The organism is Streptomyces sp. SS7, from assembly GCF_037993025.1.
GTDB lineage: Bacteria > Actinomycetota > Actinomycetes > Streptomycetales > Streptomycetaceae > Streptomyces.
Genome location: NZ_CP141223.1, coordinates 5,262,682 through 5,288,249, shown reverse-complemented (window position 1 = coordinate 5,288,249; position 25,568 = coordinate 5,262,682). Strand labels below are relative to the sequence as shown.

At 73.7% G+C, this 25,568-nt stretch carries 17 protein-coding genes, 1 tRNA gene and 1 riboswitch; of the genes, 8 read left to right on the top strand and 10 right to left on the bottom strand.

The genetic code is table 11. The features are described 5' to 3' along the window. Positions 1 to 132: 132 nt before the first annotated feature. Both U5640_RS24430 and U5640_RS24425 read right to left on the bottom strand, forming a co-directional pair. The gene (locus U5640_RS24430; protein ID WP_340377879.1) at positions 133 to 1,788 is read right to left on the bottom strand and encodes a SpoIIE family protein phosphatase; all 1,656 of its coding nucleotides are present in this window, start codon (positions 1,786 to 1,788) and stop codon (positions 133 to 135) included. A gap of 222 nt (positions 1,789 to 2,010) precedes the next feature. Further along, on the bottom strand, positions 2,011 to 3,390 hold the full coding sequence (locus tag U5640_RS24425; protein WP_340377878.1) for an NAD(P)/FAD-dependent oxidoreductase: 1,380 nt from the start codon (positions 3,388 to 3,390) through the stop codon (positions 2,011 to 2,013). Between the two features lie 378 nt (positions 3,391 to 3,768). Here U5640_RS24425 and U5640_RS24420 point away from each other — a divergent pair, with 378 nt between their 5' ends. Both U5640_RS24420 and U5640_RS24415 read left to right on the top strand, forming a co-directional pair. Beyond that, positions 3,769 to 4,719, top strand: a complete 951-nt coding sequence (locus tag U5640_RS24420; protein WP_340377877.1) for a helix-turn-helix domain-containing protein — start codon at positions 3,769 to 3,771, stop codon at positions 4,717 to 4,719. A 288-nt stretch (positions 4,720 to 5,007) separates the two neighbouring features. Beyond that, positions 5,008 to 6,951 carry a sigma-70 family RNA polymerase sigma factor gene (locus U5640_RS24415; protein WP_340377876.1) on the top strand — a complete coding sequence of 648 codons (1,944 nt, stop codon included), beginning with the start codon at positions 5,008 to 5,010 and terminating at the stop codon, positions 6,949 to 6,951. On the opposite strand, the gene U5640_RS24410 is transcribed toward U5640_RS24415, so the two are convergent. Together U5640_RS24410 and U5640_RS24405 are read right to left on the bottom strand one after the other, a co-directional pair. Beyond that, the gene (locus U5640_RS24410; RefSeq protein WP_340377875.1) at positions 6,938 to 10,375 is read right to left on the bottom strand and encodes a BTAD domain-containing putative transcriptional regulator; all 3,438 of its coding nucleotides are present in this window, start codon (positions 10,373 to 10,375) and stop codon (positions 6,938 to 6,940) included. The genes U5640_RS24415 and U5640_RS24410 overlap by 14 nt on opposite strands. A 315-nt stretch (positions 10,376 to 10,690) precedes the next feature. Continuing rightward, the gene (locus U5640_RS24405) at positions 10,691 to 12,796 is read right to left on the bottom strand and encodes an asparagine synthase-related protein (RefSeq protein ID WP_340377874.1); all 2,106 of its coding nucleotides are present in this window, start codon (positions 12,794 to 12,796) and stop codon (positions 10,691 to 10,693) included. 705 nt (positions 12,797 to 13,501) lie between these two features. Here U5640_RS24405 and U5640_RS24400 point away from each other — a divergent pair. The 4 genes from U5640_RS24400 (at position 13,502) to U5640_RS24385 (ending at position 18,582) form a co-directional block, all read left to right on the top strand. Beyond that, entirely contained in the window at positions 13,502 to 14,926 is a 1,425-nt protein-coding gene (locus tag U5640_RS24400) for a hypothetical protein (protein WP_055638960.1), read from the top strand. Positions 14,927 to 15,077: 151 nt separating this feature from the next. Continuing rightward, the gene (gene lhgO, locus U5640_RS24395) at positions 15,078 to 16,289 is read left to right on the top strand and encodes an L-2-hydroxyglutarate oxidase (protein ID WP_340377873.1); all 1,212 of its coding nucleotides are present in this window, start codon (positions 15,078 to 15,080) and stop codon (positions 16,287 to 16,289) included. A gap of 41 nt (positions 16,290 to 16,330) precedes the next feature. Continuing rightward, complete coding sequence (trmB, locus tag U5640_RS24390) at positions 16,331 to 17,161, top strand: tRNA (guanosine(46)-N7)-methyltransferase TrmB (protein ID WP_340377872.1); 831 nt, start codon at positions 16,331 to 16,333, stop codon at positions 17,159 to 17,161. Between the two features lie 122 nt (positions 17,162 to 17,283). After that, a complete protein-coding gene (locus tag U5640_RS24385) occupies positions 17,284 to 18,582 on the top strand; it encodes a PrsW family intramembrane metalloprotease (RefSeq protein ID WP_340385291.1) in 1,299 nt (432 codons plus the stop codon). 36 nt (positions 18,583 to 18,618) lie between these two features. On the opposite strand, the gene U5640_RS24380 is transcribed toward U5640_RS24385, so the two are convergent. The 4 genes from U5640_RS24380 to U5640_RS24365 all read right to left on the bottom strand — a co-directional run bounded on the left by U5640_RS24380 (position 18,619) and on the right by U5640_RS24365 (position 22,392). Beyond that, entirely contained in the window at positions 18,619 to 19,563 is a 945-nt protein-coding gene (locus U5640_RS24380) for an aldo/keto reductase (RefSeq protein WP_340377871.1), read from the bottom strand. 140 nt (positions 19,564 to 19,703) lie between these two features. Next, positions 19,704 to 20,741 carry a M23 family metallopeptidase gene (locus U5640_RS24375; protein WP_340377870.1) on the bottom strand — a complete coding sequence of 346 codons (1,038 nt, stop codon included), beginning with the start codon at positions 20,739 to 20,741 and terminating at the stop codon, positions 19,704 to 19,706. 7 nt (positions 20,742 to 20,748) lie between these two features. Further along, a riboswitch (cyclic di-AMP (ydaO/yuaA leader) is annotated at positions 20,749 to 20,916 on the bottom strand. A gap of 254 nt (positions 20,917 to 21,170) precedes the next feature. Then, positions 21,171 to 21,244 (bottom strand) — tRNA-Met (locus U5640_RS24370). 17 nt (positions 21,245 to 21,261) lie between these two features. Beyond that, on the bottom strand, positions 21,262 to 22,392 hold the full coding sequence (locus U5640_RS24365; protein ID WP_340377869.1) for a dihydrofolate reductase family protein: 1,131 nt from the start codon (positions 22,390 to 22,392) through the stop codon (positions 21,262 to 21,264). An 83-nt stretch (positions 22,393 to 22,475) separates the two neighbouring features. Here U5640_RS24365 and U5640_RS24360 point away from each other — a divergent pair, with 83 nt between their 5' ends. Beyond that, on the top strand, positions 22,476 to 22,994 hold the full coding sequence (locus tag U5640_RS24360; protein ID WP_340377868.1) for a MarR family transcriptional regulator: 519 nt from the start codon (positions 22,476 to 22,478) through the stop codon (positions 22,992 to 22,994). 116 nt (positions 22,995 to 23,110) lie between these two features. Further along, positions 23,111 to 23,743 (top strand): GTP cyclohydrolase II, encoded by a 633-nt coding sequence (gene ribA, locus U5640_RS24355; RefSeq protein ID WP_340377867.1) that lies wholly within the window; start codon positions 23,111 to 23,113, stop codon positions 23,741 to 23,743. Here ribA and U5640_RS24350 read toward each other — a convergent pair. Then, positions 23,730 to 24,389: an NUDIX domain-containing protein gene (locus U5640_RS24350; RefSeq protein ID WP_340377866.1), complete on the bottom strand. Its 660-nt coding sequence runs from the start codon at positions 24,387 to 24,389 to the stop codon at positions 23,730 to 23,732. The genes ribA and U5640_RS24350 overlap by 14 nt on opposite strands. 324 nt (positions 24,390 to 24,713) lie before the next feature. Beyond that, the gene (locus tag U5640_RS24345) at positions 24,714 to 25,511 is read right to left on the bottom strand and encodes an SDR family oxidoreductase (RefSeq protein WP_340377865.1); all 798 of its coding nucleotides are present in this window, start codon (positions 25,509 to 25,511) and stop codon (positions 24,714 to 24,716) included. Between the last annotated feature and the right edge of the window lie 57 nt (positions 25,512 to 25,568).

Genomic DNA, 25,568 nt, shown 5'->3' with positions numbered 1-25,568 from the left:
GCTCGCGGCGTCCGGTGCGGTGCATCGCAAGGCGGAGCGTCGCCCGCGTACCGGATGTACTCGGGTGATGCGACAACGCGGCGAGGTGCCGTGCCGGACGCCGCGAGCCGGTGAACCTTTCCGGTCACGGCACTAGGTCGTCGGCAGGACGAACTCGCACCACACCGCCTTTCCGCCGCCCGGGGTGCGTCTGCTGCCCCAGTGGGAGGCGATGGTGGCGACGATCGCGATGCCCCGGCCGGACTCGTCGCCCGGTTCGGCGCGACGGCGGCGCGGGAGGTGGTCGTCGCCGTCGGTGACCTCGATGATCAGCCGGCGGTCGGTGCGGCGCAGGCGCAGCCGCATGGGCGGGGTGCCGTGCTGGAGGGAGTTGGCGACGAGTTCGCTGGTCGCGAGGACGCCGGCGTCATGGAGGTCGCTGGGGAAGCGCCAGCTGGTGAGGACACCGGAGGCGAAGGCACGCGCGCGTGGTGCTGCTTCGACGCCGCCGAGGAGTTCGAGGGCGGCGTTGCGGAAGAGTTCGCTGTCGGGGCCGGTGCGGGCGGGGTGCTGGAGGACCAGGACCGCCACGTCGTCGTCGTGGTCGGCGGTGACGCCGGCCGAGCGGACCAGGCGGTCGCAGACGACCTGGGGGGTGCCGGTGGCTCCGGCCAGGGCGCGCTCCAGGGCGGCGATGCCTTCGTCGAGGTCCTCGTCCCGGCGCTCGACGAGTCCGTCGGTGTAGAGGACGGCGGTGGAGCCGGGGCCGAGAGGGATGGAGCCGGAGGCGTGCATCCAGCCGCCGGTGCCGAGGGGCGGGCCGGTGGGTTCGTCGGCGCGCTGGACGTGTCCGGTGTCGTCGCGGACCAGGATGGGGAGGTGGCCGGCCGAGGCGTAGACCAGGCGGCCCTCGTTGGGGTCGTGGACGGCGTACACACAGGTGGCGATCTGGTTGGCGTCGATCTCGGTGGCGAGGCCGTCGAGGAGGTTGAGGACCTCGTGCGGGGGGAGGTCGAGGCGGGCGTAGGCGCGGACGGCGGTGCGGAGCTGGCCCATGACGGCCGCAGCGCGGACGCCCCGTCCCATGACGTCGCCGATGACCAGGGCGGTGCGGCCGCCGCCGAGGGTGATGACGTCGTACCAGTCGCCGCCCACGGCGGCTTCGGTGCCGCCGGGCTGATAGGTGGCGGCGATCCTCAGGTCGTCGGGTTGTTCGAGTTCCTGGGGGAGGAGGGAGCGCTGGAGGGTGACGGCGGTCTCGCGCTGGCGGCGCTCGCTGGCGCGCAGGCGTTCGGCGGCCTCGGCGTGGTCGGTGACGTCGGTGGCGAAGACGAGAACGGCGCTGCGCGTGCCGTCGGCGTCGTCCTCGGCCACGGGGGTGCAGGTGAAGGTGTAGTGGCGGCCGTCGGGGGCCTTGCGGGACTTCAGGGTGCGGGGTTTGCCGCTGCGCAGGGCCTGGTCGAGGAGGGGCATGAGACCGAGGTCGCGCAGTTCGGGGAGGGCCTCGGCGGCCGGTTCGCCGCAGGGGCGGGTGCCGAAGGCCGCGGTGTAGGCGTCGTTGACGTAGGCGAGGCGGTGGTCGGGGCCGTGGACGAGGGCGACGAGGGCCGGGACGCGGTCGAGGACCTCACGGACCGGGAGTTCGTCGACGGCGGGGACGGGCGGCGGCTCGTCGGTCAGTTGTTCGCCGCGGGCTGCGGGTACGGAGCCCTCGCTCCGCCGGTCCGTGGTGGTGACCGTGTGCTCGGCCCGCGCGGCGGCGCGGCGCTGAGTTCCGGGGAGCCGGGAGCTCCAGCGCGTGAAGTTCACGAATCCTTGCCTCGTGTAGTCGTCGTCGGCCGGCTCCGGGCCCGGCCTGGGCTCCGGGGGCCGCGCGGCGGTGGCCGCACATTGTTGCAGCACCCAGGTGTGGAGCACTGGGGGACAGCTCGTGAGTGGGGGCTTTGAGCAGGGAGCAGTCTGGCAGGGTGGCCGCGGTCCGGGCCGACATTCGTCAGACGTGGGGGCGGCCGGGGGAGTTCCTGTATCGGGTCAGGACAACCCCTTCGGGTCGTCGGACGACTCGTCAGAAGGTTTTCCCCCGGCAGCGAGTTCGAACTCGGCGCGCGGGTGTTCGAGGGATCCGAGGGAGACGATCTCGCGTTTGAAGAGCCCGGCGAGGATCCATTCGGCGAGCACGCGCGCCTTGCGGTTGAAGGTGGGCACGCGGCTGAGGTGGTAGGCGCGGTGCATGAACCAGGCGGGGTAGCCCTTGAGCTTGCGGCCGTAGACGTGGGCGACGCCCTGGTGGAGGCCGAGCGAGGCGACCGAGCCGACGTATGCGTGGGCGTACGTCTGGAGGGGCTCGCCGCGCAGGGAGTGCGCGATGTTGTCGCCGAGGACCTTGGCCTGGCGGAGCGCGTGCTGGGCGTTGGGGGCGGTCTCGGTGCCGGGTTCGGCGGCGGTGACGTCGGGGACGGCGGCCGCGTCTCCGGCCGCCCACGCGTGCGTGACGCCTTCGACGGTCAGCTCGGGGGTGCATTTCAGCCGACCTCGCTCGGTGCGGGGGAGGTCGGTGGCGTCGAGCACGGGGTGGGGTTTGACGCCGGCGGTCCACACGACTGTACGGGTCGGGAAGCGGGCGCCGTCGCTGAGGACTGCGACGCGGTCGACGCAGGACTCCAGGCGGGTGTTCAGACGGACGTCGATGTTGCGTCGGCGCAGTTCACTGACGGTGTAGCGGCCCATTTCCTCGCCGACCTCGGGCAGGATCCGGTCGGAGGCCTCGACGAGGATCCACTTCATGTCCTCGGGCTTGACGTTGTGGTAGTAGCGCGTGGTGTAGCGGGCCATGTCCTCCAGTTCACCGAGCGCCTCCACGCCGGCGAAGCCGCCGCCGACGAAGACGAAGGTGAGGGCGGCGTCCCGGATCGCGGGGTCGCGCGTGGAGGAGGCGATGTCCATCTGTTCGATGACGTGGTTGCGCAGGCCGATGGCCTCCTCGACGGTCTTGAAGCCGATGGCGTGGTCGGCGAGTCCCGGGATGGGGAGCGTGCGGGCGACGGAGCCGGGCGCGAGGACGAGTTCGTCGTACGTCAGCTGCTGGGCGCCGGCGCCCTCCTCCTCGGTGGCGAGGGTGGTGAGGGTGGCGGTGTGTTTGGCGTGGTCGACGGCGGTGATCTCGCCGACGACGACCCGGCAGTGCGGCAGGACGCGGCGCAGCGGGACGACGACGTGCCGGGGGGAGACCGCGCCTGCCGCGGCCTCGGGGAGGAACGGCTGATAGGTCATGTACGGCTCGGGGGTGACCACGGTGATCTCCGCTTCGCCCCGGGCGAGTTCCTGTCTCAGATTCCGCTGGAGCCGCAGGGCCGTGTACATCCCGACGTAGCCACCGCCGACAACGAGAATGCGCGCACGTTCCTTCACCATCCCATGACGCACCCGGCGCCGGAGTTTGTCCACAGCCCCGACCATTTGTGTGACCGCCGATCGTGTGCGCGCGGGGTTGGCCGAAACACCGGCGTGCGGGGCAGGTGCGCAGGTCAGAGGGTGTGCGCCGGGGTGCGGGAAGGGGTGCAATCGGGACGTAAACGACCCGTACTCCAATCGGGGGGCGCTCCGTGCGGAACCTGCCCCTTCTGAATTGACTGCCTCTCAACTATGTTCGTGTCGACGGGGTGTCAGGGGGAAGCGCGCTCCACGGTCCGCGACGGGCGGGTCCGGGAGGCGGTCCCCTGTTCCACGCATCCCGGAATTTGATGGCGGGGAGAGTCTCCGGGGGGAGACGTCATTACCGGGGGATCATTCATGCATATTCAGGACACGCATTGGTCGTCCGCCGCCGCGCTCGCGCATGGCGGCGGCGTGAGCGCGGCGGTGGGCAACGGACGCGGGGACGGCCCGCGGACCACGCCGCTGCGCGTGGACGCACAGCGCAATCTCGAGCACGTCCTGCGGGCGGCGCGCGAGGTGTTCGGCGAGCTGGGTTACGGCGCGCCGATGGAGGACGTGGCGCGACGCGCGCGGGTGGGCGTGGGGACGGTGTACCGGCGCTTCCCGAGCAAGGACGTCCTGGTGCGGCGGATAGCCGAGGAGGAGACGTCCCGGCTGACCGGCCAGGCGCGGGCTGCGCTGGGCCAGGAGGACGAGCCGTGGTCGGCGCTGTCGCGCTTCCTGCGGACCTCGGTGGCCTCGGGTGCCGGGCGGCTGCTGCCGCCTCAGGTGCTGCGGGTCGGCGCCTTCGCCGAGGACGGCGTGGAGCGTCCTGGGTCCGAGGAGCCGCGGGTGCCGCAGCAGCGGACCCAGCCGGGCGGTGGTGAGCTGCGGCTGGTCGCCGAGGACGGTGCGGCGGCCGGCGGCTCGGCCGGATCGGTGGGCTCGGCCGGATCGGTGGGCTCGGCCGGATCGGTGGGCTCGGCCGGATCGGTGGGCTCGGTCGGTTCGGTGGGCTCGGCCGGATCGGTGGGCTCGGTCGGTTCGGTGGGCTCGGTCGGTTCGGTGGGCTCGGTCGGCTCCGCGGGCTCCCTGGGCTCCGTGGGTGACGATGCCGGGGCGGCGGCGCTGCTCGAGGTGGTGGGCCAGCTCGTGGAGCGGGCGCGGGCCGCGGGTGAGCTGCGGCCCGACGTGTCGGTGTCGGACGTGCTGCTGGTGATCGCGACGGCGGCTCCCTCGCTGCCGGACGCGGCGCAGCAGGCGGCGGCGTCGGCGCGGCTGCTGGACATCCTGCTGGAAGGGCTGCGCTCGCGGCAGTCCTCCTGAGGGAGGCGCGGGGGTCGCTCGAAGAGGTGAGCGGGGCGGGGGCGGGGGCAGGGCTCCCGCCCCCGCCCCGCATCGCTCGCACATGCGGCGCAATGCACTCCGGCACCTCAACTCACGCTCTGGGCACGACAGTTGAACCTTTCCCGTACGAGTGACGTTCAGTACTGGAATGCGACAGGTCCCCACGGACGAGTGGAGGGCCCGTCCCGTCCGGTCCCGGCTGAAAGCCGCTATGGCACTCTGACCCGATGTCGGGACCGGTAGGGCAGGCGGCGGGGGCTTTCCGCGATGGGCGTTGACGGGCGGGACGAGCAGGTACCGGGCCAGGGCAGGCGCACCGCCCCGGCGGGCGGGGTCCCCGCGCAGTGGGAACGGTCCGGCGACGGCGTCCTGCCGCCGCCCCGTGATCCGCCGGCCGCCGACACCGACCTGATCGCCCGGATGCGCGAGGGCGACGACACGGCGTACGAGGAGCTGTACCGGCGCCATGCAGACGCCGTGCGCCGCTACGCGCGCACCTGCTGCCGGGACGCCCACACCGCCGACGACCTCACCGCCGAGGTCTTCGCCCGCATGCTCCAGGCCGTACGCGGCGGCTCCGGGCCCGAGTACGCCGTCCGCGCCTATCTCCTCACCTCCGTCCGGCGCGTCGCCGCGGGCTGGACCCGGTCGGCGAAGCGCGAGCAGCTCGTGGACGACTTCGCCCTGTTCGCCGCCCAGGCCGGCCGCGCCTCGGAGGCGTCCGACGACACGGCGTCCCCGGGGACCTTCGGCGCGGGCCTGGACGTCGGCGCCGAGGTGCGCGCCCTGCACGAGGCCGAGCGGTCCATGGCCATGCAGGCCTTCCGCTCACTGCCCGAGCGCTGGCAGGCCGTGCTGTGGCACACCGAGGTCGAGGACGAGTCGCCGAGCGAGGTCGCGATGCTCTTCGGCCTCGACGCCAACGGCACGCGCGTGCTCGCCAGCCGCGCCCGCGAGGGCCTCAAGCAGGCCTACCTGCAGGCCCATGTCAGCACCACCCTCACCAGCGACGAGGAGTGCGCCCGCTACGCCGACCAGCTCGGCGGCTACGCCCGCCGCAGGCTGCGCACCCGGGCCGAACGAGGGCTGCGCAAGCACCTGGAGGAGTGCGCCAGGTGCCGGCTCGCCGCCCTCCAGATCGAGGAGGTGGCGAGCGGTATCCCCGCCGTCGTGCCGGTCGCGGTCATCGGCTGGTTCGGCGCCGCCGGGTACGCCAAGGCCCTCGGGCTCGTCGCCGGCGGGGCGGGGGCCGGGGCCGCGGGTGCGGCGGGCGCGGCCGCCGCGGCGAGCGGAAGCGCCCCGGGAGGGGCGGTCGGCGCAGGGGCGGCCGCAGGCGGCGCGGCCGGGAGCGGTGGCGCCTCCGGTGGGGGCGGTGGGAGCGCGGTCGTCTCGGAGGGGGTGGGCGCGCCGGTGAAGGCCGGGATCGCCGCCGGTGTCGTCGCGGTCGCGGCCGCCGCGCTGGCCCTCGCCCTCGTCGGCGACGAGAGCCCCGCCCGGCAGCCCGAGGCCGCACCCGCGGCCTCCGCGCCCGTGGCCTCCGCGCCCGTGGCCCGCCCGCAGGACCCGACGCCCGCCCCCGCGCGTACGACGGCATCGACCGAGCCGGTGGAACCCGAGGCGGTCGTCCCCGCCGCCGCCCCGCCCCGGACCCCCTCCCCCGCCCCGCGCCCGACGACCGCACCGACCCCGAAGGCCACCCCCACACCGACTCCCCCAACGGCCCCGGCGTCCCCGACCGCCTCGCCCCCGCCACCGGCGCCCACTCCTCCGCCCGCCCCCGCCGTCTACCCGCTGAGCGAGCTGTCCTTCGACGTCGTCGGCGACGGCACCGGACCGGAGATCCGGCTGGACGACAGCAGCTGGGTGTGGCAGCGGTACGAGGTCTCCGTCGCCGGCCGGCAGTACGCGCGCGGGGTGACCGTCCACGGCCGGTCCGCCGTGACCGTCGACCTCAACCGCGCCTGCACCGCGTACGACGCGCTGGTCGGCCTCGACGATTTGACGCTGGACCTCGGCGAGGTGACCTTCTCCGTCTACGCCGACGGGGCCCGGCTGTGGACGTCCGGGACGGTGAGGGCCGGTGAGCCCGCGGTGCCCGTCCATGTGGACCTCGGCGGCCGGACGACCGTCCGGCTGGTGGTCGAGCCGCGCGGCCCCTTCGACGGGGTGGCCCTCGCGGACTGGGCCGAGTCGAAGTTCAGCTGTCCGTAGCGGCCGACGGGCTCACGGCCGGCGCCGGGTACGCCCGTACGGCCTCGGCGAGCTCCTTCTGGACCTCGGTCACCGTCAGGTCGCCGCCCCGGGCCCGCTCGGCGGCGTACCGCTCGCCGCCCAGGGCCAGACGGGCCCGCGCCTGCGCCTCGTCGACGCGCTCCCACCGCAGGGCCACACGGGGGAGCGGACCGCGCAGCCGGTCGGCCGCGGCCAGCAGCGCCACCGTCCGCGGAAAGTCCCCGAGCCGGGCGAGCTGGTCGGCCGCGCCGTCCACGACCGCCGCGACGATCGCCTCGCTGCACTCGTCGGCCACCGCCCGGCGCAGCCCCTCGGCGAGCATCGGCAGGGCGTGCTCCGGGCCCGACTCCAGGCCGGTGAGCTCCGCGTCGAGCAGGGTCAGGGCGGCGGTGAACTGGGGTGGCGGAGTGCCCTGCCGCACCGTCACCAGGGTCACGTCGCACAGTTCGCGCGCGCGGACGACGTCCCCCTCCTCCAGCGCGATGCACGCGCGCAGCAGGATCACGAAGGCCTGGGCGTCCGCCACGCCCTGCCGGTCGGCGGCGGCGGCCGCCTCGTCCAGGACGGCCATGGCGCCGGGGAGATCGCCCGAGCGGTAGGCGATCTCCGCGAGCCGGGCCATCAGGAACGGCGCCTCGGCGTACGCGCCGACCTCGTAGGCGAGCCGCAGCGCCTCCCGGTACTCCGCCTCCGCCTCCGGGAGCCGGCCGCGCGCCATCTCCGCCTCCGCGGCCGCGCTGCACACCTGGGCCAGCATCCAGCGGTCGCCGACCCGTCGGCTGATCAGGCGCAGCTCCGCCAGGTCGTCGTCGACGCCGGCCATCCCGCCGGGGGAGTCGACGATCATGTGCGTCCGGAACATCAGGGAGCAGCCCAGCTCCCAGTCGCCGCCGTGCGCACGGCAGTTGGCGACGGCCGCGTCCAGGACGCCGCGGACGTCGAGCGTGCCCCGCATCTCGAAGGCCGTCGCCACCGGCCAGACCAGACCGGGCATCCGGGCCGCCGCGGGGCCGCCCGGCTGGAAGCAGGACCGCAGACGCAGGAGGTAGGCGCGGTAGCGGGGGTCGCGCTCCACCTCTGTGGGCTCGGACTCGGAGAGCAGGAAGACGTGCAGCATCCGCAGGTCCATGCGCTGCGCGTGCCGGGGGTGACCCCGCGCCCCGCCGTCGTCGTCCGGTTCGCCCTCGGCGTCGGGCTGGGCGAGGAAGGCCTCGACCGGGTCGACGGCGGCCATGCGGGCGGCGAGGTCGGCGGGGACGGGGAGGGAGCAGCAGGTGGGTGCGGGTGCCACCGAGGAGGCGGGCGCCGGGTCCGTCGGCGGGGTGGGGAGGGTGTCCAGGGCCGCGCCCAGGCGCAGCACGCGGTCGGTCCAGGCGGCGCCCTCCTGGCGGTGGTTGCGCAGCCACCAGAACCAGCCCATGGCGAGGCAGAGGGCGGCGGCGTCCTCCTCGTCGCCCGCGGTGATCGCGCGCCGGGTCGCCGCCCGGATGTTGTCCAGCTCGGTCTCCAGGCGGGAGATCCAGGGGAGTTGTGCGGCGGAGCGGAGCAGGGGGTCGGCTCGCTCCACCAGCGCCCGCGCCCAGGCGCGGTGCCGTCGCTCGGCCGCCGCGCGTGCGGGCGGGTCCTCGGCGGCGCGCTCCACGGCGTACTCGTGGATCGTCTCCAGCATGCGGTAGCGCATGTCGCCTCCCGCGCCGCCGTCGGCGCTGTCCGGCGGCTGGGGGGCCGCCACGACCAGGGACTTGTCGACGAGCGCGCCGACGAGCGCGGCGACCGGGCCGGTGCACACGGCCTCGGCGGCCTCCAGGTCCCAGCCGCCCGCGAAGACGGACAGCTCGCGCAGCAGGGTCCGCTCCGCGTCGTCGAGGAGGTCCCAGGACCAGTCGACGACGGCCCGCAGGGTCTGCTGGCGGGGCAGGACGGTGCGGCTGCCGGAGGTGAGGAGACGGAAGCGGTCGTCGAGGCGGTCGGCGATCTGGCGGGGGGTGAGCAGCCGGAGCCGGGCGGCGGCCAGCTCGATGGCCAGGGGCAGTCCGTCGAGCCGTCGGCAGATCTCCGCGACCGCCTGCTCGTCCCGGTGGTCCCGCTCGGGCGCGGCGGTGGCCGTGGCTGGGCGGACGGCCGCGGCGCGCTCTCGGAAGAGGCGGTGCGCCTGGTCGGGGAGGAGGGGGTCGACCGGGCGGACCGACTCGCCGGGGACGCCCAGGGGTTCACGGCTGGTGGCGAGGATCGTGAGCCCGGGGCAGCGGGTGAGGAGGGTCTCGGCGAGGGCGGCTGCCGCGTCGATGACATGCTCGCAGTTGTCAAGGATCAGGAGCGGGCTGCGCGGGGCGCAGTACTCGACGAGCAGGGCGACCGGGTCGTCCTGCGGGGGCGCGAGGTCGGTGGCCATCAGGGCGGTCTCGCGCAGACCGAGGGCGCTGACCACCGCGCCCGGTACCGCCTCCGGCCGGTCGAGCGGCGCCAGCTCGACGAGCCACGCCTGCGGGAGCCCGGCGGCGGCTTCCTCGGCGAGACGGGTCTTTCCGGAGCCGCCCGGTCCGGTGAGGGTGACGAGGCGGGCCCTGTGCAAGTCCGAACGGATGGCGTCGATCTCGGGTTCCCGGCCCACGAAAGAGGTAAGGCGCGGACGGAGGTTGCCGTTGCGCTCGGGCGGTGGGGGCGGTGCGAGGGGCCGGGGCTCGGGGCGGGCGAGGAGTTCGGCGTGGACGGCGCGCAGTTCGGGGCCGGGGTCGGTGCCGAGGGTGTCGGCGAGGGTGCGGCGGGCGGTCTCGTAGGCGGCGAGGGCGTCGGCGGCGCGGCCGGTGTCGCGCAGGGCGCGGATGAGGAGGGCGTGCAGGGGTTCGTCGTACGGGTGCGCGGCGGCCAGTTCGCGGAGGCGGGGTACGGCTTCGCGGGCGCGGCCGAGGCGCAGGTCGGCCTCGGCGCGGGCGCGGAGGGCCTCGGTGTGGAGGGCCTCGGGGCGGGCGGCCGGGGTGCGGTCGGGGAGGTCGGCGAGGGCGGGACCGCGCCACAGTGCGAGGGCGTCGTCGAGGGTGCGGGCGGCGGTCGCGGGGTCACCGCCCCGCTGGAGGGTGGCGGTGGCCTCGTGGACGAGGCGTTCGAAGACGTGGAGGTCGACGTCGGCCTCGGTGGCGGCGAGGCGGTAGCCGCCGGGGGCGGAGGTGACGGCGTCCTTGCCGAGGGTACGGCGGAGTCGGCCGACGAGGGCCTGGAGGGCGGCGGGGGCGTCCTGGGGCGGGGCCTCGGGCCAGATCTCGTCGATGAGGGTTTCGGAGGGTGTGGGCCGGCCCGGCCGGAGGGCGAGGGCGGTGAGGAGGGCACGGACGCGGGGGGCCGTGAGGGGTATGGGGGTGCCCTGGTCGTCCTCGGTCTGGGTGACACCCAGGATGTTGAACCGCACGGGGACATTGTCGCCGGGGGCCGCGGCGGGGGCACGGGGTTTGCGCCGCGGGGGTGCCGGACCGGGCATCGCGCGCCCGCTCTCGTCGGCAGGCGACCAGCCAACGCAGCCACAACCCCCTGGGGTCGCGGGGAACCGCGCGACCGCCCACGACCGGCCCGCACCCGAACGACGACGGCAGCACCGCGAGGACAACTCCCCGCACCCGAACGACGACGCCCCCCTGCAAGGACAATCCCCGCACCCGAACGACGACGACCGCACCTCAAGGACTCCCGCACCCCGAAACGAGCGGCACGCCTCCCCACCCCCGGCTCAGCCTCCGGAGGACACCGCCCGGCGTTGCGGGGCGATGCCGGCCGGTACCGCGCGGGCGCGGGCCGGGGTGCCGGTCCAGCAGGTGCCGCGGCGGGAGAGCAGGCGGCGGAGCCAGAGTTCGAGGGAGATCAGGTCGGCGAGGCCGTCCAGAGGGAGGGGTTCGCCGGAGGCCGCCGCGCGGACCGCCTTGCGGACGACCCGCGCCTCGATCAGGCCCGCCTCCGCGAGGAGGGGCGCGTCGAAGAGGGTGAGGAGGGGGTCGGCGGCGAGACGGAGGCCGTTGCGGGCGGTCGTGGCGGTGGTGCCGTGGGCGGGGGCGCCCCAGCCGGGCGGCAGGTCGGTGATGCCTGCGCCCTTGAGGACGGTCCGCAGGATCGCGGCACGCGCGCCCGGCTGCACCCGCAGGGTCTCGGGGAGGGCGCGGCAGGCGCGGACGACCTGGTTGTCGAGGAAGGGGGCGTGCAGGCGCTGGGAGCGGATCTCGGCGGCCTGTTCGAGGATGCGCAGGTCGGCCGCGTGCCGGGTGAGGGCGGCCCGCGCGCGGTAGTCGCCCGGGCGCTGGCCGGGGCCGACGCCGGCGCGATGGGCCGAATTCTGCAGAAGAACCGATACTTCAGCCAGCGCCTCTCCCGTCAGCCAGCGCGCCGCCGGGCCGGGTCCGGCCCAGGTCAGTGCCGCGAGCGAGGCGCCGACCGCGCCCCCCGGGTCGTCCTCGAAGCTGCGGTGCAGCAGGCGGTCGGCGAGGTTCTCGACGCCCGCGCGGTACGGCGTACGGGCGAGTCTTCGGGCCGCGCCGTACACGCGCGCGGGGACGAGCACCGAGCCGTCGGCCTTGGTGAGGGCGGCCACGGGGCGGACCAGGTGACGGCGTTTGCGGTCCATGAGCAGGTCCGCGAGGCGGGCCGGGTGGGCGTCCAGGACCTGCCGGGCGCCGTGGCCGGTGAAGTGGTCGGCGCTGCCCGCCGCGAGGCGCGCGCGGTGGCGGGCGGCGGTCACCAGGCTGGGGCCGGGTTCGTCGGTCAGCGGGCCGTCCAGGTCGGCGTACGGCAGGGTCTCCTCGGCGCCGGTCACGACGACGTGGTGCAGGCGCGGGTTGGCCGCCAGGGTTCCGGCCCGTTGCAGTTCCTCCGCACGCGCGCGCGTGGTCAGGTCGTTGAAGGTGACGGCCAGCAGCCGCTCGCCCGCGCCGGTGCCGTGGCCGAGGACGGTGCCCGGCATGCCGGGCAGGCCGGCCGCCAGCAGTGCCAGCGTGCCGGAGGCCGGGCCGCCGGAGAGGTCGGCGCCGATGCCCGGGACCGGCATCCCGCGCGCGGCGCGCCGTTCGGCGGGACCCATTCCGGGCACGGGACCGGGATCGATGTCGGGCACGTGTCTGGGCGCGGACAGACGCGCGCGTACGGCGTCTACGAGCGCGTCGCGCACCGCGTCGACCGCGCTGTCCGGGTCGGCCGGCGGCGCCGCCACGGCGAGGGACGCGACCGGGTCGTAGCCGGCGATCTCACGCGCCCCGGCGCGCAGGATCAGGGCGTGCCCCGGCGGAACGCGCCGCACGCCGTCGTACGGGGTGGAGTCGTGCAGGGCCGCGGGGACGTCGGGGGCGGCCAGGAGCGCGGCCAGGTGGGCGAAGTCGAGGTTGGCCTCGATGAGGTCGGCGAGCGGCAGCGCGGCGGTGGCGTAGGCGGTTCCGCCTGCCCAGGGGGTGTGGAAGACCGGGCGGGCGCCCGCGAGGTCGCCGCAGACGGTGACCCGGCGGCCGACCTGGACGACGGCGGTGTAGCTGCCGGGCCAGGCCGTCAGATGGCGCAGTGCGCCCCCGCGGGCGGCGAACAGTCCGACGCGCAGCTGCTCGTCGCTCGCCCCGCAGGTGCCGAGGACCGCGATCCGGGTCTGGGCGTCGGCCTCGACCACCCGTACCTCGTCGGGGCGCCAGTCGCCCACCGCCCACAGCGGATCGGGGTCGCCCCACAGGAGTTGGGAGCCGACGGGTTGCAACGTCTCGCCGTCGTGGCCGATCCGACCGCCGTAGGTGTCGCCGTCGTCGTGACCGACCGCCCCGCCCGGCGCACCCGCGGCGGTGCTGCTCCATCCCACCAACCACCGCATCGACGCCTCCACGGGCCGTGGACAACCGAGTGCACCGTACGAACGGGCACCATGCTGCCACGAAGAACGCGCCGCAGAGGGAGGCGACGCCGCTTGTGATCCGGGGAGTGCGCCCGCCTCGATGGGCCGGCGCCGGCCCGCGCGGCCGCAGGGACCCCGGTGTCTGCGGCATGAATGCGCCCCCGGTACGCTCCCTCAAGTCGCCCTGTGCGCCCTCGATTTCCATGGTCGGAGGCGTTGTCACCCATGGAACGCGGGGTCGATTTTCGGCCAAATCCGGCGCGGGCGAGTCCCGTCGGCCGTCCCGTGCGCAGGCTCCGCACACGCTCCGTGCACACGCGCGTGCCCGTCACGGGCCGCGCCGGCCCGGGAGACGGAAAGCGCCTCCCGGACCGCTCCGCCGCCCGCGGGGATGAAGGCGGCGGTGTCCCCCAGCCCACTGGATCCAGTACAGCGGGCCGACCCACGCACGGCCTATGGAACCGCTCCCCCGATGGCCGGAGAAGAGCGCACACGCAGGCGCACGGCCACACAGCGGGAGCACGCGGCGACGGACCGTGCCGAGGCCCGCACTCGCGTACGGACCACAATCCCGCCAACCGGCAGAATGCCCCTTAACGCTTGGGATGCGGCGAACTACGCTGGGTTTACGAATGCCGCGTGGTTATGCCAGAGCGGCAGCCGGATGTGTCGAGGGGTGGCGCAATGTCCAGGGAGCAACGCGGGCCGAACGAAAAGCTCGGCGCCGTTCTCGCCCTCGCGGGAATCAGCAACGCAGGACTCGCGCGACGCGTCAACGACCTTGGCGCTCAACGCGGGTTGACTCTTCGCTACGACAAGACGTCCGTGGCGCGCTGGGTGTCGAAGGGCATGGTGCCGCAGGGCGCCGCGCCGCACCTCATCGCGGCCGCCATCGGGCAGAAGCTCGGCCGCCCGGTGCCGCTCCACGAGATCGGCCTGGCGGACGCGGACCCCGCGCCCGAAGTGGGCCTCGCCTTCCCCAGGGACGTCGCCCAGGCCGTGCGCTCGGCGACGGAGCTCTACCGCCTCGACCTGGCCGGCCGCCGGGCCGGTTCGGGGGGCATCTGGCAGTCCCTGGCCGGATCATTCGCAGTAAGCGCATACGCAACGCCCGCGTCGCGCTGGCTGATAACCCCGGCCGACAGTTCGGTGGCGCGTGAGGCCCACTCCCTGGAGGGGACCGGCGCACCGCTCAAAGTCGGCCACAGCGATGTGCAGAAGCTGCGGGAGGCCGCCGAGGACGCCAGACGGTGGGACTCCAAGTACGGCGGCGGGGACTGGCGTTCGTCGATGGTCCCCGAGTGCCTGCGCGTGGAGGCGGCGCCGCTGCTGCTGGGCGCGTACTCCGACGAGGTCGGGCGCGCCCTGTTCGGGGCGAGTGCCGAACTGACGCGGCTGGCGGGGTGGATGGCCTTCGACACCGGTCAGCAGGAGGCCGCCCAGCGGTACTACATCCAGGCGCTGCGGCTCGCGCGCGCGGCGGCGGACGTACCGCTCGGGGGGTATGTGCTGGCGTCGATGTCGCTCCAGGCGACGTACCGGGGCTTCGGCGACGAGGGCGTCGACCTCGCGCAGGCCGCTCTGGAGCGCAACCGGGGGCTGGCGACCGCCCGCACGATGAGCTTCTTCCGGCTCGTCGAGGCACGCGCGCATGCCCGCGCGGGGGACGCGCAGGCCGCCGGGGCGGCGCTGAAGGCGGCGGAGAGCTGGCTGGAGCGGGCGCGGGAGGGGGATCACGACCCCTCGTGGCTCGGGTTCTACTCGTACGACCGGTTCGCCGCCGACGCGGCCGAGTGCTACCGGGACCTGAAGGCGCCGCGGCAGGTGCGGCGCTTCACCGAGCAGGCCCTGTCGCAGCCGACGGAGGAGTTCGTCCGCTCGCACGGCCTCAGGCTGGTCGTGTCCGCGGTCGCCGAGCTGGAGTCGGGGAACCTGGACGCGGCGTGCGAGCAGGGCGTGCGGGCGGTGGAGGTCGCGGGGCGGATCTCGTCCGCGCGGACCACCGAGTACGTGAAGGACCTGCTGCACCGGCTGGAGCCGTACGGGGACGAGCCGAGGGTCGTGGAGCTGCGGGAGCGGGCACGGCCGCTGTTGATGGCTCCGGCCTAGAAGATCTTCGCCTCTCGTCCGCCCTGTGCTGTGGTCGTGCAGGTGCGGGTGCGTCGTGGTCGATCGCGCAGTTCCCCGCGCCCCTGGGTGGGCTGTACCGACCTGCGTTTGAAGTGACTGTCAGTGGTGCAGTGCACTATCGAAGGCGGAGGTGGTGCAGGTGGTGGCGTACGACTGTGACGTGCTCGTCGTCGGCGGGGGCATCGTCGGGCTGTCCACGGCGTATGCGATCACGCGGAGTGCGCCCGGGACCCGGGTCACCGTGCTGGAGAAGGAGCCGGGACCTGCCCGGCACCAGACCGGGCGCAACAGCGGGGTGATCCACAGCGGGATCTACTACCGTCCGGGCTCGCTGAAGGCGCGGTACGCGGTCCGGGGCGCCGCGGAGATGACCAAGTTCTGCGCGGAGTACGGCATCGCGCACGCCGTCACCGGCAAGCTGATCGTCGCCACCGAGCGGGACGAGCTGCCCCGCCTGCACGGGCTCGTGCAGCGCGGCCGGGAGAACGGCATACCCGTGCGGGAGCTGGGCACCGCGCAGCTCGCGGAGTACGAGCCGGAGGTGCGGGGACTCGCCGCGATCCACGTCGGGACGACCGGCATCTGCGACTACACGGCGGTCGCCCACCGGCTCGGTGAGGCCTCCGGGGCGGAGCTCCGGTACGGCGCCGAGGTGGTGCGGATCGACCGGCGGCCCGAGCGGGGAGTGGCCGTGCTCACCGCGCGCGGGGACGTGGTGCGGGGCCGTGCGCTGGTGAACTGCGCGGGGCTGTACTGCGACGAGATCGCCCGGATGACCGGGGACGAGCCGGAGGTGCGGATCGTGCCGTTCCGGGGCGAGTACTACGAACTGGCGCGGCCCGACCTGGTGCGGGGACTGGTGTATCCGGTGCCCGATCCGGCGTTCCCGTTCCTCGGGGTCCATCTGACCAGGGGGATCGACGGCGGGGTGCACGTCGGCCCCAATGCCGTCCCGGCGCTGGCCCGTGAGGGGTACGACTGGGGCGTCGTACGGCCCCGGGAGGCGCTGGCGACGGCGGCGTGGCCCGGGGTGTGGCGGATGGGACGCCGGCACTGGCGGTACGGGGCCGGGGAGCTGCGGCGGTCGGTGTCCAAGGGGGCGTTCGTGCAGGCGGTGCGGCGGTTGTTGCCGGCGGTCCGCGAGACGGACCTGGTGCGGGCGGACGCGGGCGTGCGGGCGCAGGCCGTGCTGCGGGACGGCGGCCTGGTGGACGACTTCCTGATCCGCGAGGGCGCCCGCGCGGTGCACGTGCTGAACGCTCCCTCCCCGGCGGCGACGGCCTCGCTGCCGATCGGCCGGGAGGTGGCCCGCAGGGCCCTGGAGGTGCTGGAGACCCGGTGACCCTGGTGAGGCCGGCGCACGGCAGTAAAATCGACCCCACTGTGTCTGATTCCGTGAACACCCCCGAAATCCCCCGGCCCGCTCCCGACGGCGAGCACCACCCCGGCGAGTCCGTCCGGCACACCCGGGCCAAGGGGGCGCCGCGCTTCCCCGACGGCCCGAAGGCCGACCCCGCCGGGTCGCACTTCGAGCGGCGGATCAGGAGCTTCCAGCCCCGGCGCAGCCGGGTGACGGCCGGGCAGGCCGACGCGCTGCAGCGGCTGTGGTCGCGGTGGGGCCTCGACATCGACGGGCACGCCGTCGACCTCGGCAAGCTGTTCGGGAACGACAGACCCGTGGTGCTGGAGATCGGGTTCGGGATGGGCGAGGCCACCGCGCAGATGGCGGTCGCCGACCCGGACACCAATATCCTCGCCGTGGATGTGCACACCCCCGGTCAGGGCAATCTGCTCAACCTCGCCGACCGGGCCGGAGCGGACAACGTCCGGGTCGCCAACGGCGACGCGATCATCCTGCTGCGGGAGATGCTGACCCCCGACTCGCTGGCCGGGCTGCGCGTCTTCTTCCCCGACCCCTGGCCGAAGAAGCGCCACCACAAGCGGCGCCTCATCCAGCCGGAGTTCCTCGCTCTGGCCGCGACGCGGCTGCGGCCGGGGGCGACCGTGCACTGCGCGACCGACTGGGAACCGTACGCCGAACAGATGCTGGACGTCCTCACCGCCCACCCCGACTTCGAGAACACGCAGGCCGACGGCGGTTTCGCGCCCCGGCCCGCGTTCCGGCCGCTGACCCGTTTCGAGGGCCAGGGGCTGGACAAGGGTCATGTGGTGAACGACCTCCTCTTCCGTCGCGTACAGCACGGCGATCACTGACCGACAGACCGTCCACCACAGTCCCCTCCCTCGTTAGGGTCGATGCCGTGGCCATCAGTCACCCGTTTCCGCCGTACCCGCCGCACCCGGGCGGCCCGGACGAGGACGCCCGGCTCCGGCGGGTGCACTGGTGGCAGAGGAGATGGGTGCGCTACGCGGCGCTCATCACGCTGCTCACGCTGTCGGGGCTGGTGATCCTGGCGCTGGTGCGGGAACAGACCGGCACCGAGGGGTTCCTGGTCGGGCTGGGGCTCGCGGTACTGCCGGTGCCGCTGCTGATAGCCGCCTTCCGCTGGCTGGACCGGGTGGAGCCGGGGCCCTGGCGGAATCTGGTGTTCGCCTTCGCCTGGGGTGCCTGCGCGGCCGCGCTGATCGCGATCGTCGCCAACAGCTTCGCCACCCGCTGGATAGCCACCGCCACCGCGGACCCGTCCGGCGCGGACACCCTCGGGGCGACGGTCATAGCGCCCGTCGTCGAGGAGTCCGCCAAGGCCGCCGCGATCCTGCTCGTGTTCCTCTTCCGCAGACGCGACTTCACCGGGCCGGTCGACGGGGTGGTCGTCGCCGGGATCACCGCCACCGGCTTCGCGTTCACCGAGAACATCCTCTATCTGGGCACCGCGTTCGGCACCGACCAGCTCAGCGGGGACAGCGGCATCGCCTCCGTGACGGCCGCGACGTTCTTCGTGCGGATCGTCATGTCGCCGTTCGCGCACCCCCTCTTCACGGTGCTCACCGGGCTCGGCTTCGGGCTCGCGGCACGCTCCGGGCCCGGGCGGCCGGTGCTCCGCGTCCTGTTCCCGCTGGGCGGGCTGCTCCTCGCGATGGGCATGCACGCCCTGTGGAACGGCTCGTCGGCCTTCGGCGAGTTCGGGTTCTTCGCGGTGTACGCGTCGTTCATGGTGCCCGTGTTCGGGCTGCTCACCTGGCTGGCGGTGTGGACCCGGCAGCGGGAGCTGCGCACGGTCCGCGAGGAACTGCCCGCGTACACGGCGGCGGGCTGGCTCACCCCGGCCGAACCGTACGCGCTCGGCTCGATGCGGGCGCGGCGGCTGGCCCGCGACTACGCCAAGCGGCACCTGGGGCGGCCGGCCGCGCGGGCGGTCGCCGAGTACGAGGCGTACGCGACCTCGCTGGCGTTCCTGCGGCACCGGGGCCGGAGCGGGCGGGCGGGCGACGACTTCGTCGTACGGGAACGGGAACTGCTGAACGAGCTGTGGCGGCGCCGGGAGGTCGCCCGCCCGGCCCTGGACCACGCGGCGCGGATGACGGTGCCTGTGGCGCCCGGGCCGGTCTACGGGTACGGGTACAGCGCCCCGCAGGGCTACGGCGCCCCGCAGGGCTACGGCGCCCCGCACGGGTACTACGGGTACGGGTATCCGGCGGGGCCGTATCCCCTCCAGAACCCCTATCGGTCGTAAGGGTCGTAGGGGCAGGGGACGGGGAGCGCGGGATGCCTAGGCCGAGGCCGCCGTCAGCTGCGTGATCTCCTCGTCCGTGAGCTCGATCTCGGCCACCGCCAGCAGCGGCGGCAGCTGGTCCAGGGTGCGGGCGGAGGCGATGGGGGCGACGACCGTCGGCCGGGCGGCGAGCCAGGCGAGGGCGACCGTGGCGACCTCGGTGCCGTGGGCGCGAGCGATCTCGTCGAGGGCGGCGAGGACGCGGACGCCCCGCTCGGTGCCGAGATGCCGGCCGGCGCCCGCGGCTCGCGGTCCCTCCACCGTCGTACCGGGGCGGTACTTGCCGGTGAGGAAGCCGGAGGCCAGGGCGTAGTAGGGGACGGCGGCGAGGCCGGAGCGGGCCGCGAGGTCCTGCAGGCCGCCCTCGTAGGTGTCGCGGGAGACCAGGTTGTAGTGCGGCTGGACGGCGACGTACCGGGCGAGGCCCTCGCGGTCGGAGAACTCCAGGGACTCCCGGAGGCGTTCGGGCGAGATGTTGGAGGCGGCGATGTGCCGCACCTTGCCTGCCTGCACCAGCTCGTCCAGCGCGCCGATGATCTCCTCGACCGGCACCTCGGGCTTGTCGAAGTGGGTGTAGTAGAGGTCGATGTGGTCGGTGCCGAGGCGGGTGAGGGACGCGTCGGCGGCGGCCTTGATGTTGGCGGCGGTCAGACCGGGGAAGTCGGGGTGCTGGCTGACCTTGGTGGCGATGACGACGTCGTCGCGGTTGCCGCGCTTGTGCACCCACCGGCCGATGATCGTCTCGGACTCGCCGCCGCTGTTGCCGTCGACCCAGGCGGAGTAGGAGTCGGCGGTGTCGACGAAGTTGCCGCCGGCGGCGGCGTAGGCGTCCAGGACGGCGAAGGAGGTCGCCTCGTCGGCGGTCCAGCCGAAGACGTTGCCGCCGAGGGAGAGGGGGAAGACCTCGAGGTCCGAGGAGCCGAGCTTGCGCAGAGAAGTCATGTCCTACGTCAACACCGTCTTCGGAGCGGCCCATTCCGTCCGTCGCGCCGAAGCATACGAAGAACGTGTGAACAGGACCGCTCCCGACAGGACGGCATCAGGAGCACGGCACCGGGAGGACGGCACAGGAAACGGCACCCTTACGGGTTGAGCCCCTTGCTGTGCAGCCAGGCCATCGGGTCGATGCCGTTGGCGGCGCCGTCGGGGTGGACCTCCAGGTGGAGGTGGGCGCCGGTCACATTGCCGGTGGCGCCCACGCGGCCGATCACGTCACCGGTGCCGACCTTCTGGCCGGCGCTGACGTTGATCGAGGACTGGTGGCAGAACCACAGCTCGGTGCCGTCGTCCAGGGTGAGGATGGTGCGGTAGCCGTAGGAGCCGGCCCAGCCCGCCTCGGTGATGGTGCCGCTGTGGACGGCCTTGATGAGGGTGCCGGTGGGGGCGGCGAAGTCCAGGCCGGTGTGGTAGCCGGAGGACCAGTAGGCGCCGGCCTGGCCGAAGGTCGCGGTGAGCGTGTACGAGGAGGTCGGCAGCGTGTACTGCTTGGCCAGCTCGGCCAGGCGCGCGGCCTCGGCCTTCTCCTTGGCGGCCTGCTCGGCCTTCTTCTTCGCGGCGGCGGCCGCGGCCTTCGCGTCCTGGTCGGCCTTGGCGACGGCGGCCGCCTCCGCCTTGGCCGCGGCGGCCTCGGCGCGCTCGGCGACCTGGCTCTGCTGCGACTCGGCCTGCGCCATGATCCGCTCGCGCAGCGCCTCGCCGGCGTCGGCGGCGGCTCCGCCGCTGTTGTTGTCGGTGGCCACGGAGGCCTCGGTGCCGAAGCCGGCGAGCGCGGGCGCGGTGTCCTGGCCGGAGTCGTCGTCGGAGATGAGGGAGCCCACGGAGGGCAGGTCCGGCATGGCGATGGAGACCGGGGGCTTGCCGGTGTTGGCGCTGGCCATGCCGCCGGCGCTGAAGGCGGCGATGACGCCGACGCCGAGGACCGTGGAGCTGCGGGCGAATCCGCCGCCGCGCTGCTTGGCGACCCGGTGCTTGCCCCGGACCGGGGCGAGGGAGTCCTCGGTGGGATTCCACTCCTCCCAGGGGCCCTCTTCGCTGCGGTAGCTGCCGTAGCCGAAGGTGTCGGAAGAGGAACGCTGGCTCGGCGCGAAGGGGGCTTCGGGAGCAGGCCGGTTGGACGCCACGCGGGCGTACTCCTTTCCTTCCGACGCCTACCGGGTTAGCTGACGGGTTCGGAGCGGGAAGGTCTCCTACGCGCGTAAACCGTTCGTGACTCCGTGAGTTCACTACGGCTTCCGTGCGATTCACCCCAGGGTGGTGGTTCCCCGGTTCCCTTACGGGATTCGGCGCGTGCGCACGGAGCCGACTCTTGTGACGGCTGGGACGACCGCGCTGCGTTATCGAACGTTAATAGACCCGGGCGTAGCTTTCCAAGCTCTTCTGCTTGATCAACAACCTTTTTTGGCCTGGACTTTCGGGCCATGACCGGTGAAAAACGGGCGAGTTGCCGGAATACACAGGCGAGGTACAGCCACCACAAGCACGGGGCGGAGGGCGCACGCGCCAAACACCGAGGGCCGGAACCCTTTCGGATTCCGGCCCTCGGCCTTCAGTAGCGGGGACAGGATTTGAACCTGCGACCTCTGGGTTATGAGCCCAGCGAGCTACCGAGCTGCTCCACCCCGCGTCGGTGACACCACTGTATCACCCGGTCAGGTGCAGGTTCGGCACCCTCGCCCGCTCGGCGTACTCCGGGAGGACGACGACGTCCACGCCCTCGGCCGTCAGCAGCCCGTTTCCGTCGGCGGCCGTCACGAAGGTGTCCGGCTCCCGCCAGGCGGTGACCACCCGGCGCACGCCCGCGTCGAGGATGAGCCGGGCGCAGGGCCTGGGGCGGGAGGCGCGGCGGGCGCAGGGTTCGAGGCTGCTGTAGACCGTGGCCGTGGCCAGCCGGGGGTCGGCCGGGTCGAGTCGGGCGAGGGCGGCCTCCTCGGCGTGGACGACGGGGTCGCCGCCCTCGCGGGAGTGGCCGCGCGCCAGTTCCGTGCCGTCGGCGGCGACGATCACCGCGCCGACGCTGAAGGCGGTCGGGGAGGGCGGGCACTGGGCGGCGAGCTCACAGGCGAGGGCCAGCCAGTGCCGGTCGGCGGCGGAGGGGAGCGGGCCGGTGCCGGGGGCGGTGGGCTCGTAGCGCATGAGGACGACGTCCTCGATTTGCCGGGTCTCGGTCAGGCGGAGCCGTCCGCCCTGGTAGGCGCCGGGGCCGAAGAGGCGGGGCGCGCCGGGGTCGCCGACGAAGAGGGGGGCGAGGACGAGCTGGACCTCGTCGGCGAGGCCCTGCTGGAGCAGCTGGGTGTGGATGGTGCCGCCGCCCTCGACCATGAGCCGGCGCACACCGCGCTCGTCGTGGAGGTGCTCCAGGAGGCGGCGCCAGTCCAGGTCGGGGCCGAGCGGGACGACCTCGGCCGCGATGCCCAGCGCCTCGGCGCGCCGGGCGCCCCGGTCCGTGGTGTAGACGATCTTGTCGCCGCCGGTGTGCCAGAAGCGGGCGGCCGGGTCGAGGTCGCCTGAGCCACTGACGGTGACCTTGAGGGGATACTCCGGCTTTCCGGCCGCCACGCGCGCGTGCCTGCGGTCGGCGGAGTTCACCAGCAGCCGGGGGTTGTCCGCGCGGATGGTGCCGGCGCCGATGAGGATCGCGTCGACCGAGGCCCGTACCTCGTCGACCCGGTCGAAGTCGGCGGGGCTGGACAGCAGCAGGCGCTCGGGAGTGGTGTCGTCCAGACAGCCGTCGAGGGAGACGGCGGCGGACAGCAGGACGTACGGGTACGACATGGGCGCGGCTCCCCTGGGGCACGGGCTGGTTCGGCACTGAGGTGGGTCTTGGTTCAAGTTTGAAACAAACCTACACTGGACGCATGACGACCCGCTGGCTCACCCCCGAGGAGCAGCGCGCCTGGCGCGCGTACGTCGCCGGTTATCTCCTCCTGGAGGACGCCATCGACCGGCAGCTCCAGCAGGAGGCCGGCCTGCCCCATCTGTACTACTCCATCCTCGCGAACCTGTCCGAGTCCCCCGAGCGGCGGCTGCGGATGACGGATCTCGCGGAGTCGCTGAAGATCACGCGCAGCCGGCTGACGTACGCAGTGACCCGGCTGGAGAAGGACGGGCTGCTGCGGCGCGAGGACTGCCGCTGGGACAAGCGCGGCAGCGTAGCGGTGCTGACGGAGGAGGGCATGGCGGCCCTGGAGCGGCTGGCCCCCGGCCATGTGGAGACCGTCCGCGCCGGCCTCTTCGACCGGCTCACCCCCGAGCAGGTACGCCAACTGGAGGAGATCTTCACGCAGGTGGTCGCCGGATTCCAGGAGGACGGCGAGGCGCTGCCGGAAGAACTGCCTTGGCGGCGGCGTTCATCCGGATGTTCCGGGAGCTCGTGAGTCGGGCCACAATCCCGTTGCTTTAAATTTAAAGCATGGGGTAGGGTCTCACCCGGCTCACTGCTTCAAATCTGAAGCAGAAGCCGTACCGACCGCACTCGCCCCGGGAGACCCGCATGCCCGACACCCCCGCCGCCACCCAGCGCGCCCGCGTCCGGGTTCCGCTGCGCTTCCACGACGGCTACTCCGTCGACGCCGAGCTGGTCACCTTCCACGGCCTGGCCGACGGGCAGGAGCATGTCGCCGTCGTGCTCGGCGAGGCGGCGCCCGACACCGTCCCGCTGGTCCGCCTGCACTCCGAGTGCCTCACCGGGGACGTCTTCGGCTCGGCCCGCTGCGACTGCGGCCCCCAGCTGCGCGAGGCGGTGGAACGCATAGCCGAGACCGGCGGCATCCTGCTCTACCTGCGCCAGGAGGGCCGTGGCATCGGCCTCTACAACAAGCTCGACGCCTACGCCCTCCAGGACCAGGGCCTGGACACCTACGAGGCGAACGCCGCCCTCGGACTGCCCGAGGACGGCCGCGACTACACCGCCGCCGCCCAGATGCTGAACGCCCTCGGCGTCACCAGCCTGGACCTGCTGTCCAACAACCCCGACAAGGCCGACCAGCTGCGGGCGCTCGGCATCGACGTCCACGACCGGGTCCCGACCGGTGTGTTCACCACCCCGCACAACGTCCGCTATCTGCGTGCGAAGGTCCTCCAGACCCAGCACACGCTGCCGCTGGCCCAGCTCAGCGCCGGCTGAACGGACCGTCCAGCGCCGCCCACTGGAGCAGCATGATGGTCTTCGCGTCGGCGATCCCGCCGGAGCGGACCAGGCCGAGGGCCTCCGTGAACGGCAGCTCCACGACGGCGATGTCCTCGCCCTCGGCCGCCACACCCGCAGTGTCGGCGCCGGGGGCCGAGCCGTCGTAGGGGGCGGCGAAGAAGCCCAGGCGCTCGGTCACCGAACCGGGGCTCATGAACGCGTCGAACACGTGCTCCACCTCGTGGACGGTACGTCCCGTCTCCTCGACGGCCTCACGGCGGATCGCCGCCTTCGGGTCGTCGCCGTCCAGCAGCCCGGCCGCGGTCTCCAGCAGCATCCCGTCGGGGTGGCCGTTGACGTAGGCGGGCAGTCGGAACTGACGGGTCAGCAGGACCGTTTCCCGTACGGGGTCGTAGAGCAGGATCGTCGCGCCGTCGCCCCGGTCGTAGGTTTCCCGCCGCTCCCGGCTCCAGTGGCCGTCCTGGTGCCGGTAGTCGAAGGTCGTCCGCCGCAGGACCGCCCAGTCGCAGGCGAGGACCTCCACGTCGAGGATGCGGACGCGCGGGTTCCCGGTGAGGTCGCGGCCGTGCAGGTGCAGGCCGGTGCGGCCCCGGGGGTCGGGGGTGTCGATGCCGGCGGTCATGGAGGCTCCTCGGGTCGTGGGCGGGCTGCGCGAAGGTCCCATGATCCCGAACACCGCGGCGCCCGCCCCGGCCGAAGCCGGAACGGGCGCCGCACAGCAGGTCGGAGGCGGTATCCGCCGACCACCGTCCGTAGGCCCTGTGGGACTCGAACCCACAACCAATGGATCAAAAGTCCTGGCCAAAGCTTGTCGTGTGATTCTGGATGTATCTCCTGCATCCAAGACCACCCGGCCAGCATGCGTCCGGAGGTTCGCCAGTCCGGCTCATGTCGGCTCGTGCCGTCCCGTCCGCTCACGCATCGCTCGCGCTCCCCCGACGCGGCGTCAGGCGCGGCCGGTGGCTGCCGCGAGGGACTGGAGGTCGTCCTCGTACGTCAGGTAGCGCCCGGTGAGGGCGTCCGCGTCGCCCCGGACCAGCCGGATCAGGTTGGCGACGGCCTCGTCGATGGGGACGTAGCGGCCGGCCTCGCGCTGAGCGTCGAGCCAGGACGTGAGGCGGCGTTCCCAGGGGTTGTCGCTGTCCCGGGCCTCTGGGGTGATCGCGCCGAGGCCGACGTCCACGATTCCCGGGTGGTAACCGAACGCGGTGATCCCGTGCGGAAGCAGTTCGATGGCGAGGTTCTCGGTGAGTTTGTTGACCGCCGCTTTGGAGACGGAGTAGGCGCTGACGTACGGCCAGCGGGTGTGCCCCGCGTGGCTGGAGATCGAGACGACCCGCCCGTGGCCGCGCTCGATCATGCCGGGCAGCACCGCGCGGCAGGCGGCCAGGGGGCCCTCCAGATTGACCTCCAGGGTGTGCCGCCACTCGGCCGGGGAGTTCTCCCAGGCGGGTCCGACCGGTCCGGGCACACCGGCGTTGTTGACCAGGACGTCGATCCCGCCGAGCCGTTCGGTGGCCAGCTTGACGGCCGCGGCCAGCTCGGCGTCGTTGCGGACGTCGGCGACGGCGGTGACGACCTCGGCGGACCCGTCGAGCCCGGCGGCGGCGCCGGGCAGTGAGTCGGCGGTCCGCGTGGTGAGCACCAGGTGCGCGCCCGCCGCGTGCAGCGACTCGGCCAGGGCCCGGCCGAGGCCGCCGGCCGCCCCGGTCACCATGACCCGCAAGCCGCTCAGGTCCGTCATGTCCTGCATGCCTTGAGACATCACAACCTCCGACATCACAACCTCCGTAGACAATCT

Bases quoted from the DNA above. Each gene is read 5' to 3' on its own strand.
- U5640_RS24425 (WP_340377878.1), bottom strand. From the start codon at position 3,390: ATGGTGAAGGAACGTGCGCGCATTCTCGTTGTCGGCGGTGGCTACGTC.
- U5640_RS24345 (WP_340377865.1), bottom strand. From the start codon at position 25,511: ATGACGGACCTGAGCGGCTTGCGGGTCATGGTGACCGGGGCGGCCGGC.
- U5640_RS24415 (WP_340377876.1), top strand. From the start codon at position 5,008: ATGGGCGTTGACGGGCGGGACGAGCAGGTACCGGGCCAGGGCAGGCGC.
- ribA (WP_340377867.1), top strand. From the start codon at position 23,111: ATGCCCGACACCCCCGCCGCCACCCAGCGCGCCCGCGTCCGGGTTCCG.
- U5640_RS24380 (WP_340377871.1), bottom strand. From the start codon at position 19,563: ATGACTTCTCTGCGCAAGCTCGGCTCCTCGGACCTCGAGGTCTTCCCC.
- U5640_RS24420 (WP_340377877.1), top strand. From the start codon at position 3,769: ATGCATATTCAGGACACGCATTGGTCGTCCGCCGCCGCGCTCGCGCAT.
- U5640_RS24365 (WP_340377869.1), bottom strand. From the start codon at position 22,392: ATGTCGTACCCGTACGTCCTGCTGTCCGCCGCCGTCTCCCTCGACGGC.
- U5640_RS24405 (WP_340377874.1), bottom strand. From the start codon at position 12,796: ATGCGGTGGTTGGTGGGATGGAGCAGCACCGCCGCGGGTGCGCCGGGC.
- U5640_RS24350 (WP_340377866.1), bottom strand. From the start codon at position 24,389: ATGACCGCCGGCATCGACACCCCCGACCCCCGGGGCCGCACCGGCCTG.
- U5640_RS24400 (WP_055638960.1), top strand. From the start codon at position 13,502: ATGTCCAGGGAGCAACGCGGGCCGAACGAAAAGCTCGGCGCCGTTCTC.
- U5640_RS24360 (WP_340377868.1), top strand. From the start codon at position 22,476: ATGACGACCCGCTGGCTCACCCCCGAGGAGCAGCGCGCCTGGCGCGCG.